Genomic DNA, 13,222 nt, shown 5'->3' with positions numbered 1-13,222 from the left:
CAAAATAGGCACTTTGCCGGCATAGATATTGCGCAAGCAGCTATGAAATTGATAGTAAATACAACAGGAGTCTAAGATGAACATAAAACTAAGCATCAGCATTGCAGCCACCCTGCTGGCTTTCAGCGCTTATTCAAATGCCGCAGAGCTCAAGCTGCGCATCATGGAGACAACCGATCTCCATATGAATTTCCTGAACTACGACTACTACCAAGACAAACCCGTTGAAAACTTCGGCGTGAACCGCACGATTCCGCTCATCAAAGCAGCGCGCGCAGAGGCTGTGAACTCCATGCTGTTTGACAACGGCGATTTGATCCAGGGCAATCCGCTGGGCGATGTGATCGCGCGGATTCGCGGCCTAAAGCCGGGCGAGACGCATGCAGCCTTCAAGGTGATGAACCAATTGGGCTATGACGCTGCGAATTTGGGCAACCATGAATTCAATTTCGGTCTGGATTTCCTGCGCCAATCGATTGCGACTGCGAAATTCCCCTACGTGAGCGCAAACGTGTTTGAAGGCGCGGCTGACACACCGAATGCCAAACACGCTTTCACGCCGTTTTTGATTTTGAATCGCAGCTTCAAAGACACGGAAGGCAAAACCCACGCTCTGAAAATCGGCGTGATCGGCTTCACCCCGCCGCAAATCATGCAATGGGATCGTAGCCATCTGCAAGGCAAAGTCTTCACACGTGACATTGTGGAGATGGCAAAGCGATACGTGCCCGAGATGAAGAGCCAAGGTGCAGATTTAGTCATCGCCATTCCGCATTCAGGCTACGAGCGCACGCCGCAAGGCCCGATGGCGGAAAACGCTGTGGCGGGCCTGGCCGATGTGCCCGGCATTGATGCCATCCTCTTCGGCCACTCACATGCCGAATTCCCCAGCCAGCAGTTTGCCAATCATCCCAAGGTGAACATTGCGAAGGGCACGATCAATGGCGTGGCCTCCGTCATGCCCGGCCGCTGGGGCGATCATTTGGGCATCATTGATTTGACCCTCGATAATGCCTCCGGAAAATGGCTCATCAAAGACAGCCAATCGATGCTGCGCCCGATTTTTGATCGCACAGCGCGCAAAGCCTTAGTGGAGTCTGACCCACTGGTGGAGGCCGCCATCAAAGAAGAACACGAAGCCACCCTCGCCTACGTGCGCGCGAAAGTGGCCGAGAGCAGCGCGCCGATTTACAGCTATTTCGCGCAAGTGGCCGATGATCCTTCGGTACAAATCGTCTCGAACGCGCAGATCGCGTATGTGAAGAAAGCGCTGGTAGGCACACCGCATGCGAATCTGCCGATCCTCTCCGCCGCAGCTCCTTTCAAAGCCGGTGGCCGCCAAGGCGCAAGCTTCTACACCGACATTCCCGCCGGCCCTATTGCCATCAAAAACGTGGCCGATCTCTACATTTTCCCCAACACCCTCAAAGCCGTGCTCTTCACAGGCGCGCAAGTGCGCGATTGGATCGAGATGAGCGCCGGCCAGTTCAACACCATCGACCCCAAAGGCGCGCCTGAGCAAAACCTACTCAACCCCGCCTTCCCCAGCTTCAATTTCGACACGGTAGACGGCGTGACCTATGACATCGACGTGACGCAGCCACCCAAGTTCGACACACGCGGCATGCCAAACACGGCCACCGCCGTCGTCAACCCCAGCCGCGTGAAAAACCTGCGCTTCAACGGCCAACCCATCGATCTCAGCGCCAAATTCGTCGTCGCCACAAACAACTACCGAGCCTACGGCGGCGGCAATTTCCCCGCCCTCGGCGCAGACAAAGTGATCTTGGATGCCCCCGAAGAAAACCGCGAAGCCTTGGTTGAGTACCTGCGCGACGGCAGCAAAGCCGCAGGCGGAAAAGTCAACCCCACCGCAGACAACAACTGGCGCATCCTAGGCGTGCCCGGCATCACGATGACCTTCACCTCAGCAAGCAGTGCGCAGAAGTTTTTGGGTAACCATAAAAACATCAGGCTACTCAAGGAAGCTGCGGACGGGTTTGCGACGTTTGCGCTCGTACCTTGATTAAGTTTATGCGGAAATTTAAGCTCACACGATCAGATTTTCAGCGCCTACAGAAAATCATTCAGAAAAAAATTGGCGACTCCGATGGATTCAGAACTAAAGCTTTTCTAGCTAGTGTTGCGACATGGATACCATTTGGAATTGCTTGCATTTACATCCAAAGGCTGTTCCAAAATGATCAAAATTTAAATGGAATGCTTACACAAGCAGTTAGCTGCGTTGTGCTTTGGGTAATCCTTCTTTTTGCTAACACGGTATATCGCCAACATTTGTGGCTCAAGGTATGGATTAAAGAAGACGGATGGTTTTTGAGAGAGCAGGTGATTATTTTTTCAAACAATGGATTTGAAATGCTGTCTGATGCTAGCAAAGCCTTTTACGTTTGGTCTGCTGTCATAGATCACGTAGAAGACGACGTAAATCACTATCTTTTTATGGATACGTCACAAGCAGTGATCATTCCAAAACAGGTAATAACAGCAGACGAGGAAGCCTTGGTTCAGCTTAAAGAAAAACTTGGTCATTTAGCGGTCACAAAGAGTTCCTAATGAATCAAATCATCATCTATACCGACGGTGCCTGCAAGGGCAATCCTGGCCCTGGGGGCTGGGGAGCATTACTCAAATCTGGCGACACGACCAAAGAACTCTTTGGCGGCGAGAAAGAAACGACGAACAATCGCATGGAGATGACGGCAGTGATTGAAGCGCTCAAAGCTTTGAAACGCCCTTGCAAAGTGTTGCTGCACTTGGACAGCAAATACGTGTTGCAAGGCATCACCGAATGGCTGCCCGGCTGGAAGGCCAAAGGCTGGAAGACAGCTTCCAAGCAGCCGGTGAAAAACGTGGATTTATGGCAAGAGCTCGATGCACTCGTTCACACCGCTGGCCATGAGATTGAATGGCGCTGGGTGAAGGGGCATGCGGGTGATCCGGGCAATGAACGCGCGGATGCGCTGGCCAATAATGGCGTGCCTAGCTAGGCAGCTTGCGCCAAAGCAAGAACAGCGCGTTCGAACGCTTGTTCGCTTTTCTTTGAGCCATCGAAAAAGCCTGTTTTCTCAAGAGATACCCAGCCATGGCACAGCGCAAAAAGCGCATTAGCCACTTCAACAGCTGCTTGGCGCTTTTTGCCTTGCATGCTGGTCAGGCTCGCCACTGTATCGGTCAAATACAAAAGCGTATCCATCGCCTTGAGTTGGCTGCTCTCAGAAGGCTTGAGTTCCCCGCTATGCTGCCCTAGCATCAAGGCATAGTGATGCGGATAGGCTTTTGCGGTCGCTCGATAGGCTTGGCAGAGCGCCAACAAACGATCTTCGTTTTGCAAGCCAGGTTTGATCGAGCGCTGAGCCATCGACAGCTTTTCAAAGCCTTCATCAAACAAGGCGCCCAAAATCCCGTCTTTTCCGTTGAAGCGGGAATAGACCAGCATCGTGGTGCAGCCTGCTTGCTCCGCTACTCTGCGCACGGATAAGCCTTTCACACCTTCACTGATGAAAATATGCCGTGCAGCATCCAGCAATGCCACGCTAGGCTCTTGGCTGGCTTGAACAGTTTGACTTGCGACACGCTTCATACACAGAGTTTTAGCCTCAATATCCTTTGATTGTATCGGGATAAATAACACTGTTATTATTCAAGTATATAACAGTGTTATTTCAACCATGAACGCATTCAGTTTGCTGAGTTGTCCACTTAGCCATCTCAACACCTTCAGGATTCCGCCATGACCTTTTCTAGACGCTCATTTGTTCAACACACGCTCCTGGCATCTACCGTCATGTCTGCCCACGCATCCCATCCCATGCAAGACAACCCACAACCTGCTTCTTGGCACTTGAGCAGCACAGCTTTGATTCAAGCTGGCCATCCGCGGATCACTGCGCTGGCCAAAGACATCACTCGCGCAGCAACATCAGAAGTCAGTGCAGCCGTCTTGATTCATGACTGGGTGCGGGATGAAATCGCTTTTGGCATACCCAGCGGCTTTTATGACACCACGGCGATAGAAACGCTCGATGCCAAGCTGGGTTACTGCAATACCAAAGCCAGCCTATTTCAAGCCCTGCTCAGAGCCAGATCTATCCCCACTCGCACACGCATGATGGATCTTTCCGCCCAGGTGCTCAAGGGCGTACTCGATCCTGGAACGGCCTATGTGGATCACGCAATCACAGAGGTCTTTTTGCAAGGGCGTTGGATCCAAGTCGATAGCTATGTCGTTGACAGCCAACTCGCGAATGTCGCGCGAAGAAAACTCTCAAAAACCAGCGAAAAAGCAGGCTTTGGTGTGCATATCAACGGTAGCTCTCGCTGGGATGGCACGACGGACAGTTTGATCCAATGCCTGAACGACGGCTCCATCAAAGACTATGTTTTAAAAGACCATGGCCTGTTCGCTGATGTTGCAGATTTTTACCAGCGCGTGCAAACCGCCAGAAATCGCAAAACACTGTTTAGCGCTGTCGCCCTGCGATTGGGCCATGGCTATGTGAATCGGCAAATTCAGAGCGTGCGTGATTCAGCTTGACGCAGATTCGCTGGGCAGGCAGCTAGCCCGAGATATAGGTTTGCAAATGCGAAATCGTTTGCTCATGGTCAGCAATGATGTCGTCCATGATGTCTCGGATCGATAGCAGTGCCAAAACCTTAGCACCATCCATCACGGGCAAATGCCGGATTTTGTGTTGACTCATCAGTGTCATGCATTCTTTGGTGCGCGCAGTCGATGGCACAGTGATGACATTGCGCGTCATAATTTCCGAGATGGGAATTTCACGAGAATTTTTGCCTTGCAGCGCTACTTTGCGTGTGTAATCGCGCTCTGAAAACACGCCGACCAGTTTGCCCTGATCAAGCACCACCACCGCGCCCACGCCATATTGAGCCAAGAGCTTGAGTCCATCAAACACCATCACATCCGGTGCGATGTGAAATAAGCTGCTATCGCGTTTCTTCAGCAGTTCTAAGACAGGCTTCATGGCAACTCCTTGCGAATTCAGGCGGGAAAGATCAGTATAAGCAGATCAGCTGATAAGTGCCAGCGCATATTAAAAATCATCTGAGTTGTATTGAAAGTGAATGTGGGCATACCTCTTGCATGAATTGCAAAATCATCGCAAGATGCATTTTTGCCAGACTTTGTTTCATCATGACGACTGCCTCAGAAACCCGTCCCCACATTCGCCTCACCTCTCACGCAGGTGGCCAAGGCGCGCTTGGCATTCAATGGGGTGCACCTGATGCCACCACGCGCCGCCCGGTGGTCGGCACAACGACTTCGCGCGCGCATCGCAACGTGATTGGCACGCACAGCGGCTCTTACAGCATTTACCGCGCATTGGCTGTGGCTGCAGGCGCGCTTGACCCAAAGCACCGTGCAGATTTGACGAACACATCACCCACGGATTTTCTTGGCCCCTACCCGAGCTGGACGCAGCCCGGAAAAATCGTCTCGCTCGATCCTTGGGGTGCAGAAATCTCGCGCTACTACAGTGATGAGCTGGCCGCGGGCTATGACATTCGCCCCACCATTGCCATAACGAAAGCGCACGTGATCTTGCCCGAGGTGATGGAGGCGATGCAAAAAGGCCGCTTGAAAGCCGATGGAAAAATTCTCTCGGAAGGCGGCGCGGCTGTCGTCACCAAAGCCGCTGTAGAGCCCGTGTGGCATCTGCCCAGCGTGGCCGCGCGCTTTGGTTGCTCTGAGACGGATTTGCGCCGCGTGCTGTTTGAAGAGACGGGGGGCATGTATCCCGAGCTGGTGACGCGCAGCGATTTAGAAGTGTTTCTCCCCCCGATCGGCGGCCTCACGATTTATATCTTTGGCAATCCGAAAGACTTGGCCAATCCAGCTGTCGAGCTCACCGCCCGTGTGCACGACGAATGCAATGGCTCCGATGTATTCGGCTCCGATATTTGCACCTGCCGACCTTACCTTACCCATGCCATTGAAGAGTGCATCGGTGGGGCACAACGCGGCGGCGTAGGGCTCATCAGCTACTACCGCAAAGAAGGCCGCGCTTTAGGTGAAGTGACGAAATTCTTGGTTTACAACGCGCGCAAACGCCAAGTGGGTGGTGACACAGCAGACAAATATTTTGCTCGTACGGAATGCGTGGCCGGCGTGCAAGACATGCGCTTTCAGCAGCTGATGCCTGATGTGCTGCACTGGCTGGGAATCACCAAGATTCACCGGCTCGTCTCCATGAGCAACATGAAGTTTGATGCGATCACGCAAAGCGGCATCGAGGTGGGCGAGCGGGTGAATATTCCGGACGACCTCATTCCCGATGACGCGAAAGTTGAGATGGATGCGAAGATGGCGGCGGGTTATTTCACACCCACTGGCGCGCCTACTGCTGAGCAGCTCAAAGCGACCAAAGGACGCGGCTTGAATGAATGAGTTGTTTGATACTGCCACGACGCGTAGCCGAGCACGCGCCTTGCTCACACGCGCACGCGCGGGGCAATCTGCGCATTTCACGGTGCACGATGATGCGCTAGCCAGCGTCGCCAACCTCGTTGCACAGACCACGCGCAGCCGCTACCCTGATTTAAAAATTCCGTATCACAGCCGCTGGCGGCATTTTGAAGCGGGTGGTGTGAATCGCCGGGCTTGGCTCGATGAGATCACAGCGGGCGCGTCCCAAGATGCCGTGACTTTGATTGATTTGGTCGTTGTAAGCGTGCTGCTCGATGCGGGTGCAGGCGCGAGTTGGCAATACAAAGAAGCGCGCACAGGCCAGATTCATGCTCGCTCAGAAGGCCTAGGCGTGGCGAGCTTTCATGCATTTTGCAGTGGGCTGTTTTCCAGCGATCCTGCGCAGCCGTTGCGCGTGGATGCTGCTGGCCTTCAGCACTTATCCACGATGCAGCTTGCTCAAGCCTTTCAAGTGACGGATAGCAATCCACTCGTTGGTTTGGAAGGCCGCGTGAATTTGCTGCGACGTTTGGGCAAGGCGCTGGCTGAGCAACCTGAAGTGTTTGGAAAACCAGAGAGAGTGGGAAATTTATATGGTTTCAGCCTTGTAGCCGGCAAGGAATCTGCGCAAAGTGCTACTGATTCAATAGCAGCGCATGACTTACTCGCACTTCTCTTGAAAACCCTGTCTCGTATCTGGCCATCAGGCAGCGTGTTTGATGCGCAAGCAATTGGAGACTGTTGGCCGCATGCCGCCCTGGGCAGAAGCGATACCACAGAGGGTTGGATGCCGTTTCACAAACTCTCGCAGTGGCTCACTTATTCCTTGCTGGAGCCTTTTGAATGGAGCGGCACACCAGTCACAGGCCTGGATCGTCTCACTGGCCTGCCCGAATACCGCAATGGCGGCTTGCTGCTCGATGGCGGGGTGCTCGCACTCAAGAACAAAGAGATGATGCAGATCGCACATCACCCCAGTGAAGAATTCATCGTTGAATGGCGTGCGCTGACTGTGGCGCTGCTGGATGAGCTGGTGCCACTGGTGCGCCAGCAGCTGGGCTTGACAGAAGCGCAAATGCCACTGGCCTGCGTGCTCGAAGGTGGCACCTGGGCAGCAGGCCGCGTGCTCGCACAACAACTTCGTGGTGGCACTCCCCCCTTCCCCATCGATTCTGATGGTACGATTTTTTAGGAATTCTTAGGAGTTAAACAATATGGCCGTGGCCTACCAAAACAATGTGTATGTGGTCAACCACCCGCTGGTGCAGCACAAGCTCACCCTGATGCGCAGAAAAGATGCCTCCACCAATACCTTTCGCCGCCTGCTGCGCGAATTAGCCAGCCTCATGGCCTATGAAGTCACGGCGGATATGCCTTTATCCGATATTGAAATCGAAACGCCGCTTGAGAAAATGATGAGCCCGGTGATGGACGGCAAAAAGCTCGTGCTCGTGAGTATCTTGCGCGCAGGCACAGGCTTGCTCGATGGCATGCTTGATGTGGTGCCAGGCGCGCGCGTGGGGCATGTGGGCCTGTATCGCGATCCCAAAACGCTCACTGCGGTTGAATACTATTTCAAGATGCCGCAAGAGATGAATGAGCGCCATGTGATCGTGGTCGATCCTATGCTGGCTACGGGCAATTCGGCTGTAGCTGCGGTAGATCGCATCAAAGAGCTGCATCCCAAAAGCATCAAGTTCGTCTGCTTGGTCGGCTGCCCAGAAGGTGTCAAAGCCATGCAAACCGCTCACCCCGATGTGCCAATTTACGCCGCATCGATTGACCGCCAACTCAACGACCACGGCTACATTTTGCCAGGACTGGGCGATGCAGGGGATCGAATTTTCGGAACGAAATAGTGCTTTCACCGGCATAGAATCTGCGCGAAGTGCTATGTTTTTAATAGTGTTTACCAATCTATATCAACCACATGCTTGATCTGCTGATCACCAATGCAACTCTTCCCGATGGCCGCACGAACGCCTCTGTTGCCGTGCAAGATGGTGAGATTGTGGATGTCGCGCCTGGCCTCAAAGCTGAAGCACATGAAACGCTGGATGCTCAAGGCCAATTGCTCTCGCCACCGTTCGTCGATGCGCATTTCCACATGGATGCGACACTCAGCTACGGCCTGCCGCGTGTGAACCAGAGCGGCACGCTGCTTGAAGGCATTGCGCTTTGGGGCGAGCTCAAGCCCCTGCTAACGCAAGAGGCTTTGGTCAGCCGTGCCATGCAGTATTGCGATTGGGCAGTTGGCAAAGGCCTGCTAGCGATTCGCACGCATGTGGATGTGTGTGATGCGCGCTTGCTTGCAGTGGATGCGCTTCTGGAGGTGAAAAAGCGCGTCGCGCCGTATATTGATTTGCAGCTCGTCGCTTTCCCGCAAGATGGCGTTCTGCGCTCACCGGATGCGATGGATAACCTCCAACGTGCTTTAGACAAAGGCGTGGATGTCGTCGGCGGCATTCCGCATTTCGAGCGCACCATGCAAGATGGCGCGCTCAGCGTGAAGCTGCTCTGCGAAATCGCCGCCGAGCGCGGCCTACTTGTAGACATGCATTGCGATGAATCGGATGACCCGCTCTCGCGCCATGTAGAAACGCTGGCCTTTGAAACGCAGCGCCTCGGTTTGCATGGCCGCGTGGTCGGCTCACATCTGACCTCCATGCACAGCATGGACAACTATTACGTGAGCAAACTGCTGCCGCTGATGAAAGAAGCCAATCTTGGCGTGATCGCCAATCCGCTGATCAACATCACGCTGCAAGGTCGGCATGACACCTACCCCAAGCGGCGTGGCATGACGCGCGTACCTGAGCAAATGGCGCATGGGCTCACGGTGGCCTTTGGGCAAGACTGTGCGATGGATCCTTGGTACAGCCTTGGCAGCGGCGACATGCTCGAAGTTGCACACATGGGATTGCATGTGGCGCAGATGACTTCTCAATCGGCCATGCGCCAATGCTTTGATGCGGTAACGGTCAATCCCGCCAAGCTCATGCATCTCAAAGGCTATGGCATAGAGAAAGGCTGCAAAGCAGATTTTGTGTTGCTACAAGCGCGCGATCCCATTGAAGCATTGCGATTGAGAGCCACGCGCCTGAAAGTCTTCAAACGCGGCAAAGTCATCGCGGAGACAGCGCCGAGCGTCTCTAGGTTGAGCCTCCCAGAAAGACCTGCTACAACCTCGTGGCAAATCTGATCTCACCCTAGGAAACACCATGCGTTACTTGATTCTCTTTTTATTGGCTGTCGCCATCGTTGCCTTGGCATTGCTGGTCGCCGGCCAACTCGGCCTGCTCCGCGGCAAAGCACCGCAAGATTTGGGGCTCAAAGAAGGCAAACTCAAGCGCCCTTCACGCACACAAAACTCCGTGACCAGCCAAGCGGATCTGTGGCCAGATCATCCACAAAAAGCCTACTGCAACATCGCCCCCTTCAAAGCCAGCGGCGATGGCAGCGCAGAGATGGCCAAAATCGTCCAAGCGCTGAAGGACATGCCGCGCACCGTCATCGTCAAGCAAGAGGCAGGCTACATCTACGCGCAAAGCACCACCGCTTTGCTCAAATACACCGATGACTTGGAATTCGCGCTCGATGCAGGCAAAGGCATCATCGATGTGCGAAGCGCCAGCCGCTTGGGCCAAAAGGACTTCGGTGTGAATCGTGCGCGCATTGAGGCCATACGCAAAGCGATTGGACAATAAATACTCTGGAGATCCCGCTGAGCTCTCAGAATGAGCTTGGCGCAGCGCCACGGCTTGCGAGCGATGAGCTCACCTAAAATACTGGGATGCAAGCTTCAGACCTCTCTACCTTGAACCAGCATGTGTTGCTGGCTTCCTTCGTTTTTTCTTTCCTCTTCGGCGCGATAGCTCAGCGCACGCATTTCTGCACCATGGGCGCAGTCAGCGATATCGTCAACATGGGCGATTGGCAGCGCATGCGCCAATGGGCGATGGCAGCAGGGGTGGCCATGCTGGGCTTTGGCGTTTTGGTTTATCTGGGCAAAGTCGATCCGAGCAAAACGCTGTATGCCGGCAGCCGCGTGCTTTGGCTGTCTGCCTTGGTCGGCGGTTTATTGTTTGGCTTTGGTATGGTGCTGGCCTCAGGCTGCGGCAGTAAAACGCTGGTGCGCATTGGCGGCGGCAGTTTGAAATCAGTGATCGTTTTTATCGTGATGGGCGTGGCTGCATTTGCCACCCTCAAAGGCATGCCCGCAATGCTTCGCGTTGCCACAGTCGATCAGGTTGCTATTAATTCAGTAGCTGCTAGCGCACTATCTATGCCGGCGACAGGCCTGTTTGGCATCAAAATTCAGCTCGCTCAATTATTGATGGCAGCTGTTGTAGGCGGTGCACTGCTGCTCTGGGCTTTTGCCTCCAAAGAATTTCGCAGCTTTGATAATTTGCTCGCAGGCTTAGGTATCGGTGGCGTGCTCACGGCCATGTGGTGGGCCAGCGGCTCGCTAGGCTTTATTGCAGAGCATCCCGAAACTTTGCAGGAAGCTTTTGTGGCCACCAATTCTGGCCGTGCCGAAGCCTTGAGCTTTGTTGCGCCTGTGGCCTACACGGTAGATTGGTTCATGTTTTTCAGTGATAAATCCAAGGTCATCACGCTGGGTATTGCCTCTGTGTTTGGTGTGATCGCGGGCTCGGCGGTGATGGCGCTTTTGGGCAAGAGCTTCCGCTGGGAAGGCTTTGGTGGCACAGAAGATGTGGCGAACCATCTGGTGGGCGCAACGCTTATGGGCATCGGTGGCGTCACGGCCATGGGCTGCACAGTCGGCCAGGGTTTGAGCGGCATTTCTACACTCTCCACCATGAGCTTTATTGCCGTCGCAGCCATCATCGCTGGCGCGGTGCTCGCCTTTAAGTACCAGATGTGGCGTCTGGAAAAGATGGCCTGATGCAAGAGCTCGCACCAGGCGCTCTGGCCGATCTGGCACGGCGCTTTTCTGGCTTAGAACGTCTTTACGGCGTGAATGGCGCAGCAGCCATTCGCGCAGCACATGTGGCTGTGATCGGCATTGGTGGGGTGGGATCTTGGGCAGCAGAGGCGCTTGCGCGCAGCGGCGTGGGGCAAATCACCTTGATTGATTTTGACCAAGTGGCTGAATCAAACATCAATCGACAGATTCATGCGGATACGACTTCTGTGGGCAAGGCCAAGGTAGATGCCATGAGCGAGCGAATCCTTCTCATCAACCCACAGTGCAAAGTCAATTGCGTTGAAGAATTTGCCACGCCAGATAACTGGCCATCGCTCGCCGCAGCCAACTTTGATGCCGTGCTTGATTGCTGCGATCAGCAAAGCGCCAAAACCGCACTCGCTGCTTGGGCATTGGATCAAACCAAGCGCCTGAAGAAACAAGCGCCGCTCTTCATCACCAGCGGCGCAGCTGGCGGCAAACGCCGCGCAGAAAAAGTGGACATCTCCGATTTGAGTGAAACCACACACGATCCGCTTTTGGCCGATCTTCGCTATCGCCTGCGTCGCCAGCACGGCGCGCCTCGCGAGAAGAAAATCGGTATCACTTGCGTCTTCAGCAAAGAAGCGGTCGCGCCGCCTGATCCGTCTTGCAACATCGAAGAAGCAGACGGCAGCCTCAACTGCCACGGCTTTGGCTCGGTGGTGAGCGTGACAGCAAGTTTCGGCATGTGCGCTGCTGGTTGGGTACTCGATGAACTCGCACGCAAATCCAACTAGCGCAGTAAAATTGATCCTGCTTGCAGCCGTGTTGGGCTTTATATTCTTGTACCAATGCTCTTTGAGCTCGGGCTTGAAAATTGCCTCTCAAGCGTGATCGTCTCGCGTCAGATGAACCCAATGAGTGTTGCTGATCTCGCCCACCTGAACCCCGGTTCAGGATGCCGGCCTGACACACAAGCTGCAAGCACCTTCCTCTCTCCAAATAGAACGACAACAACATGACGCTCGATTTTTCGCTCATCGCCCAATTGCTCATCCTCGGCGTGGGCACTGGTTTTCTGGCTGGTTTGCTCGGCATCGGCGGCGGCATGATCCTCGTGCCCTTCCTCACCTACATCATGAGCACGCGCGGCGCATCGCCTGATCTGGCGGTGAAGATGGCGATTGCCACATCGATGGCCACGATCATTTTCACCAGCATCTCCAGCGTGCGCGCGCATCACAAGCGCGGCGCGGTGCGCTGGGATATCGTCAAAGGCCTAGCGCCCGGCATCGTTATAGGCGGCTTGGTGGCGAGCTTGGGTGTGTTTGCTTTGCTCAAAGGTTCATGGCTTGCAATTTTCTTCGGTGCCTTCGTCACGTTTTCTGCCACACAAATGTTCCTAGACATAAAACCTGCTCCGACGCGGCAAATGCCTGGCACGGCTGGGCAGCTGGCAGGTGGCGGTGTGATTGGCTTCCTCTCCGGCCTGGTGGGTGCAGGCGGCGGCTTCATCAGTGTGCCTTTCATGACCTGGTGCAATGTGTCAATTCACAACGCAGTGGCTACCTCGGCCGCTTTGGGCTTTCCGATTGCTGTGGTGAACGCTGTGGGCTACGCCATCAGCGGCCAGGGCGTGAATAACTTGCCACAAGGCTCGCTGGGCTATATCTGGCTGCCAGCACTTGGCTTGATTGCCATCACCAGTGTGCTCATGGCACCTGTGGGCGCCAAAGCAGCGCATGCAATGGATGTGAAGCGCTTGAAACGTGTGTTTGCCTGCATTTTGTATGCGCTCGCGGGGTACATGCTTTACAAAGGTTTTTTCGCTTAGATTTTGAAGGTTTTGGGCAGTTTGCTGG

14 protein-coding genes are annotated in these 13,222 nt (G+C 54.4%); 12 read left to right on the top strand and 2 right to left on the bottom strand.

The window, feature by feature from the left end:
- Nucleotides 1–76 precede the first annotated feature (76 nt).
- Genes KIH26_RS05450 through rnhA form a run of 3 tightly spaced genes read left to right on the top strand, consistent with a single transcriptional unit; the run spans nt 77 to nt 3,008 of the window.
- Nucleotides 77–2,026 carry a bifunctional 2',3'-cyclic-nucleotide 2'-phosphodiesterase/3'-nucleotidase gene (locus tag KIH26_RS05450; RefSeq protein ID WP_213443192.1) on the top strand — a complete coding sequence of 650 codons (1,950 nt, stop codon included), beginning with the start codon at nt 77–79 and terminating at the stop codon, nt 2,024–2,026.
- An 8-nt stretch (nt 2,027–2,034) separates the two neighbouring features.
- Entirely contained in the window at nt 2,035–2,574 is a 540-nt protein-coding gene (locus KIH26_RS05445; protein WP_213443190.1) for a YcxB family protein, read from the top strand.
- The gene (gene rnhA, locus KIH26_RS05440) at nt 2,574–3,008 is read left to right on the top strand and encodes a ribonuclease HI (RefSeq protein ID WP_213443188.1); all 435 of its coding nucleotides are present in this window, start codon (nt 2,574–2,576) and stop codon (nt 3,006–3,008) included. The genes KIH26_RS05445 and rnhA overlap by 1 nt, the downstream gene beginning before the upstream one ends.
- Here the strand turns inward: rnhA and KIH26_RS05435 are convergent.
- The gene (locus KIH26_RS05435; protein ID WP_213443186.1) at nt 3,005–3,601 is read right to left on the bottom strand and encodes a TetR/AcrR family transcriptional regulator; all 597 of its coding nucleotides are present in this window, start codon (nt 3,599–3,601) and stop codon (nt 3,005–3,007) included. The two genes, rnhA and KIH26_RS05435, sit on opposite strands and share 4 nt — an antisense overlap.
- A gap of 204 nt (nt 3,602–3,805) precedes the next feature.
- Between KIH26_RS05435 and KIH26_RS05430 the strand changes: the two genes are divergently transcribed.
- Nucleotides 3,806–4,555 (top strand): transglutaminase-like domain-containing protein, encoded by a 750-nt coding sequence (locus KIH26_RS05430; protein WP_213443185.1) that lies wholly within the window; start codon nt 3,806–3,808, stop codon nt 4,553–4,555.
- 22 nt (nt 4,556–4,577) lie between these two features.
- Here KIH26_RS05430 and KIH26_RS05425 read toward each other — a convergent pair whose 3' ends face one another.
- Nucleotides 4,578–5,006, bottom strand: a complete 429-nt coding sequence (locus KIH26_RS05425; protein ID WP_213443183.1) for a CBS domain-containing protein — start codon at nt 5,004–5,006, stop codon at nt 4,578–4,580.
- A gap of 170 nt (nt 5,007–5,176) precedes the next feature.
- On the opposite strand from KIH26_RS05425, the gene KIH26_RS05420 reads away from it, so the two are divergent.
- The 8 genes from KIH26_RS05420 to KIH26_RS05385 all read left to right on the top strand — a co-directional run bounded on the left by KIH26_RS05420 (nt 5,177) and on the right by KIH26_RS05385 (nt 13,194).
- Nucleotides 5,177–6,430 carry a GTP cyclohydrolase II gene (locus KIH26_RS05420; protein WP_249660968.1) on the top strand — a complete coding sequence of 418 codons (1,254 nt, stop codon included), beginning with the start codon at nt 5,177–5,179 and terminating at the stop codon, nt 6,428–6,430.
- Nucleotides 6,423–7,640 (top strand): URC4/urg3 family protein, encoded by a 1,218-nt coding sequence (locus tag KIH26_RS05415; protein WP_213443179.1) that lies wholly within the window; start codon nt 6,423–6,425, stop codon nt 7,638–7,640. The genes KIH26_RS05420 and KIH26_RS05415 overlap by 8 nt, the downstream gene beginning before the upstream one ends.
- Before the next feature lie 22 nt (nt 7,641–7,662).
- Nucleotides 7,663–8,307 (top strand): uracil phosphoribosyltransferase, encoded by a 645-nt coding sequence (gene upp, locus KIH26_RS05410; RefSeq protein ID WP_213443177.1) that lies wholly within the window; start codon nt 7,663–7,665, stop codon nt 8,305–8,307.
- A gap of 71 nt (nt 8,308–8,378) precedes the next feature.
- Nucleotides 8,379–9,650, top strand: coding sequence for an amidohydrolase family protein (locus tag KIH26_RS05405; RefSeq protein WP_213443175.1), 1,272 nt, complete (start codon nt 8,379–8,381; stop codon nt 9,648–9,650).
- A gap of 19 nt (nt 9,651–9,669) precedes the next feature.
- Nucleotides 9,670–10,155: a DUF1499 domain-containing protein gene (locus KIH26_RS05400; protein WP_213443173.1), complete on the top strand. Its 486-nt coding sequence runs from the start codon at nt 9,670–9,672 to the stop codon at nt 10,153–10,155.
- Nucleotides 10,156–10,241: 86 nt separating this feature from the next.
- A complete protein-coding gene (locus KIH26_RS05395) occupies nt 10,242–11,357 on the top strand; it encodes a YeeE/YedE family protein (protein WP_213443172.1) in 1,116 nt (371 codons plus the stop codon).
- A complete protein-coding gene (locus KIH26_RS05390; protein ID WP_213443170.1) occupies nt 11,357–12,157 on the top strand; it encodes a tRNA threonylcarbamoyladenosine dehydratase in 801 nt (266 codons plus the stop codon). The genes KIH26_RS05395 and KIH26_RS05390 overlap by 1 nt, the downstream gene beginning before the upstream one ends.
- 221 nt (nt 12,158–12,378) lie before the next feature.
- On the top strand, nt 12,379–13,194 hold the full coding sequence (locus tag KIH26_RS05385) for a sulfite exporter TauE/SafE family protein (protein ID WP_213443168.1): 816 nt from the start codon (nt 12,379–12,381) through the stop codon (nt 13,192–13,194).
- Nucleotides 13,195–13,222 lie beyond the last annotated feature (28 nt).

Source organism: Variovorax sp. PCZ-1 (assembly GCF_018413605.1).
Classification (GTDB): Bacteria; Pseudomonadota; Gammaproteobacteria; order Burkholderiales; family Burkholderiaceae_C; genus JANMDU01.
Note: the sequence above shows the minus strand (reverse complement) of the source record. Positions and strands in the feature narration are given on the sequence as shown.

What these genes read in the sequence shown, in the direction of transcription:
- KIH26_RS05450 (WP_213443192.1), top strand. Translation starts at nt 77, where the DNA reads ATGAACATAAAACTAAGCATCAGCATTGCAGCCACCCTGCTGGCTTTC.
- KIH26_RS05445 (WP_213443190.1), top strand. Translation starts at nt 2,035, where the DNA reads ATGCGGAAATTTAAGCTCACACGATCAGATTTTCAGCGCCTACAGAAA.
- rnhA (WP_213443188.1), top strand. Translation starts at nt 2,574, where the DNA reads ATGAATCAAATCATCATCTATACCGACGGTGCCTGCAAGGGCAATCCT.
- KIH26_RS05435 (WP_213443186.1), bottom strand. Translation starts at nt 3,601, where the DNA reads ATGAAGCGTGTCGCAAGTCAAACTGTTCAAGCCAGCCAAGAGCCTAGC.
- KIH26_RS05430 (WP_213443185.1), top strand. Translation starts at nt 3,806, where the DNA reads ATGTCTGCCCACGCATCCCATCCCATGCAAGACAACCCACAACCTGCT.
- KIH26_RS05425 (WP_213443183.1), bottom strand. Translation starts at nt 5,006, where the DNA reads ATGAAGCCTGTCTTAGAACTGCTGAAGAAACGCGATAGCAGCTTATTT.
- KIH26_RS05420 (WP_249660968.1), top strand. Translation starts at nt 5,177, where the DNA reads ATGACGACTGCCTCAGAAACCCGTCCCCACATTCGCCTCACCTCTCAC.
- KIH26_RS05415 (WP_213443179.1), top strand. Translation starts at nt 6,423, where the DNA reads ATGAATGAGTTGTTTGATACTGCCACGACGCGTAGCCGAGCACGCGCC.
- upp (WP_213443177.1), top strand. Translation starts at nt 7,663, where the DNA reads ATGGCCGTGGCCTACCAAAACAATGTGTATGTGGTCAACCACCCGCTG.
- KIH26_RS05405 (WP_213443175.1), top strand. Translation starts at nt 8,379, where the DNA reads ATGCTTGATCTGCTGATCACCAATGCAACTCTTCCCGATGGCCGCACG.
- KIH26_RS05400 (WP_213443173.1), top strand. Translation starts at nt 9,670, where the DNA reads ATGCGTTACTTGATTCTCTTTTTATTGGCTGTCGCCATCGTTGCCTTG.
- KIH26_RS05395 (WP_213443172.1), top strand. Translation starts at nt 10,242, where the DNA reads ATGCAAGCTTCAGACCTCTCTACCTTGAACCAGCATGTGTTGCTGGCT.
- KIH26_RS05390 (WP_213443170.1), top strand. Translation starts at nt 11,357, where the DNA reads ATGCAAGAGCTCGCACCAGGCGCTCTGGCCGATCTGGCACGGCGCTTT.
- KIH26_RS05385 (WP_213443168.1), top strand. Translation starts at nt 12,379, where the DNA reads ATGACGCTCGATTTTTCGCTCATCGCCCAATTGCTCATCCTCGGCGTG.